We start from the raw sequence: 2,500 nt of genomic DNA, 5'->3' as shown, positions 1-2,500 counted from the left end.
TGGGATCCTCACATCCTTTCCCACTTAGCCATAACTTGGGGACCTTAGATGGTGGTCAGGGTTGTTTCCCTCTCCACGACGGACGTTAGCACCCGCCGTGTGTCTGCTAGTTAGTTCTTCCAGGTATTCGGAGTTTGGTTAGGTTTGGTAATCCGGTGAGGACCCCTAGCCCATCCAGTGCTCTACCCCCTGGAGAATTCGACTAACGCTCTACCTAAATAGATTTCGCGGAGAACCAGCTATTTCCGAGTTTGATTGGCCTTTCACCCCTAGCCACAAGTCATCCCAATCTATTGCAACAGATACGGGTTCGGCCCTTCAGTAAGTGTTACCTTACCTTCAGCCTGCTCATGGCTAGATCACTCGGTTTCGGGTCTAATCCAACGAACTGAACGCCCTATTCAGACTCGCTTTCGCTACGCCTACACCTACCGGCTTAAGCTTGCTCGTTAGACTAAGTCGCTGACCCATTATACAAAAGGTACGCCGTCACCCAGAACGAATCTTGGGCTCCGACTGTTTGTAGGCATTCGGTTTCAGGTACTATTTCACTCCCCTTGTCGGGGTACTTTTCACCTTTCCCTCACGGTACTGGTGCGCTATCGGTCATGCACGAGTACTTAGGCTTGGATCGTGGTCGACCCATGTTCAGACAGGATTTCACGTGTCCCGCCCTACTCTAGGACTTAAATCAGATTTACGTATACGGGACTATCACCCACTTTGGTACGACTTTCCAATCGTTTCTACTTTTCTTAATCTAAGCCACTGGCCTGGTCCGCGTTCGCTCGCCACTACTAACGGAGTCTCGTTTGATGTCCTTTCCTACAGGTACTTAGATGTTTCAGTTCCCTGCGTTTGCTTCTTACACCCTATTTTATTCAGGTGTAGATACCTTTATCTGACGACTAGAAAACTAAACTGTCTTTTTGCAAAAACAGCTTAATTTTTCTAGCCATCAAAGGTGGGTTGCCCCATTCGGAGATCTACGGATCAAAGGTTATTCGCACCTCCCCGTAGCTTATCGCAGCGTATCACGTCCTTCATCGCCTGTGCATGCCAAGGCATCCACCAAATGCCCTTAAGACACTTGATCGTTCTCATTGCCAATATTCATTCACTGTTTGTCCGCATTCTTTGTCTTGTGCAAAACAAAGCGCAAAATAAACATAAATATCAGCAGAAAAGACCAGCTTCTCGAGATATATTCAATGGCGCGGTTAAGCTTCCAATCATAAGCAAGGGTTTTGAGCATTCCCTTGCGACACAATGTCTCTTTTTCTAAATTAAGATTTCCTCTTCAGATAAAGACTTCTCTTTTAAGATCTTTTTTAAAGATCTGCTTTCAAAAACCTTTATTTAACAACAAGCATTTTCCCAAGAAAGTATTTTTCTTAGGCTAAAAACTTGCACCTCAGAAGGAACCTTAAAAAAGGAACATGTCTGAATATATCTTCTCTTCACAATTTCAATAGAACAAGCAAAAGGGTATAACCCCCCTTACTAAACCGTGTTCTCACAACACGATGATGACCAAATGGTGGAGCCGGACGGGATCGAACCGACGACCCCCTGCTTGCAAAGCAGGTGCTCTCCCAGCTGAGCTACGGCCCCTAAATAATGCTCTCTCAAATCAACCATAACCAAATTCATCAACTTGAATTACCTGTCCTGTTTTGATTTGTATCATGTAAATTTATCTGTACCACTGAAGGGACAAAGCCTCTTTGGAAGCTTAATGGGATAAATTTAACAAACAATCTCTGAATGATAAAATAAAATCTTTAAAAATAAACAAAGATTGAAGAGGCTTTAATACGCTTAAGCTTTATACTCTTGGATAAGCAAAAAACGAGCATAAATTGGTGGGCCTGGGAGGACTTGAACCTCCGACCTCACGCTTATCAAGCGCGCGCTCTAACCAACTGAGCTACAAGCCCTCCGGGATAAACCGGAAAACCTTCCCCGGTATCATCTTAAATTACTGGAAAAGTTTTTTAGTTATTTCCTTTTAAAGCCTTTTTTAAAACCCATAAGTTCTGAGTAAATCCATGGTCTTTGAAATCCATAGCGCCTTGAAATGCATGTTTTTCTTTGAAAAAACGTGGAGGGATTATGACGCTAGGCTTTATTTTAAGAGATCGCCAGAAGGCTTGGGATCATCATCTGAAGAAAGAGAAACGAAGACGGCTAGTCTGCTTTTATATTGTCAACACATGAGCACTAAGCCCTCAAATATTTCTCTCAACAGAGGTAGGGGCCTCAAAGAGACGGGGGGGGGGGATCCTCTTTATTACAAAGAGGGGTCTCTTTTTTGTGAGAGGGACTCATTGAGAGTTAGCGTCATATGCACGGCTTAAACAAACTCATGTTTAAACCTTGTGTCTAATCAGATCAAAAAGGGAGGGATTTTTAACAAGCCCTATTCTTGATCATCCTTAGAAAGGAGGTGATCCAGCCACAGGTTCCCCTACGGCTACCTTGTTACGACTTCACCCCA

The 2,500-nt window shown here is 43.9% G+C and carries 2 tRNA genes and 2 rRNA genes (1 of these 4 cut by a window edge); all 4 read right to left on the bottom strand.

The features are described from left to right. A 23S ribosomal RNA gene (locus tag U736_RS0107720) occupies positions 1 to 1,096 on the bottom strand; it reaches 1,719 nt to the left of the window's first position. Between the two features lie 442 nt (positions 1,097 to 1,538). After that, positions 1,539 to 1,614 (bottom strand) — tRNA-Ala (locus U736_RS0107710). 249 nt (positions 1,615 to 1,863) lie between these two features. Next, positions 1,864 to 1,940: transfer RNA gene (locus U736_RS0107705), tRNA-Ile, on the bottom strand. Positions 1,941 to 2,442: 502 nt separating this feature from the next. Beyond that, positions 2,443 to 2,500, bottom strand: a 16S ribosomal RNA gene (locus tag U736_RS0107695); the annotation flags it as partial.

This window comes from Bartonella grahamii ATCC 700132 (genome assembly GCF_000518085.1).
In the GTDB taxonomy this organism is placed as follows: Bacteria; Pseudomonadota; Alphaproteobacteria; order Rhizobiales; family Rhizobiaceae; genus Bartonella; species Bartonella grahamii.
This window is presented reverse-complemented; position numbering and strand designations above follow the sequence as displayed.